Origin of the sequence: Amycolatopsis thailandensis (assembly GCF_002234405.1) — a bacterium.
In the GTDB taxonomy this organism is placed as follows: Bacteria; Actinomycetota; Actinomycetes; order Mycobacteriales; family Pseudonocardiaceae; genus Amycolatopsis; species Amycolatopsis thailandensis.
This window is the reverse complement of sequence record NZ_NMQT01000201.1, coordinates 1-599: the sequence shown is the minus strand read 5'-3', so window position 1 is coordinate 599 and position 599 is coordinate 1. Positions and strand designations below refer to the sequence as shown.

Below are 599 nucleotides of genomic sequence, written 5' to 3'. Positions count from 1 at the left end.
GTTCGATCGCCCGGTTCAGGTCTTCGAGCGCTCGCTCCCAGTCCCCCTCGTTGTGGAACATGTTCCCCCGATCGCTCCAGGCGAAGGGGTCGGCGGGATTCAGGGCGACGGCCCGGTCGTAGTCTCGCGCGGCCGCGGCGGTCTCTCCTCGATCGTCGTGCGCCCAGGCGCGTCGCCTGACGACCGTGGACAGCCGGACGGCGTCGAGTTCGGCCGCCCCGGCCAGCAGATCGAGGACCTCCACATCACGAGGACCTTCGCCGGAGGACAGGCACTCTTCGAGCCTCGCGGCCCACCGGAGCACGGCCGGGGCGTCGGCGTCCGTCCCCGCCTGCTCCATCATCCGCACCCAGGATCGGCAGGCGGCGCTACCGGTGATCGTCATGTTGGCCGCGTTCAGCAGGGCCTCCGGCAACGCGTCCGCCGGATCGGCGCAGAGCAGGTGGTATCCCTCCTCCACCTTCAGCTGTTCCCAGCGTTCGTCGCCCCAGGCCTGGCTCCGGACCTCGGTCCCGGTGGCGCCGAGCCCGGCGGCCCGCCTTCCGTAGTGCTCGGCCAGCTTCCGGTGCCGGTCGGCGAACTCCTCGGGAGACCGCCCG

General features: G+C 71.8%; 1 protein-coding gene. It reads right to left on the bottom strand.

Annotated elements, in window-relative coordinates:
• Positions 1-599: tetratricopeptide repeat protein (locus CFP71_RS41040; RefSeq protein WP_208636151.1), on the bottom strand; the 599-nt coding region annotated here is incomplete at both ends.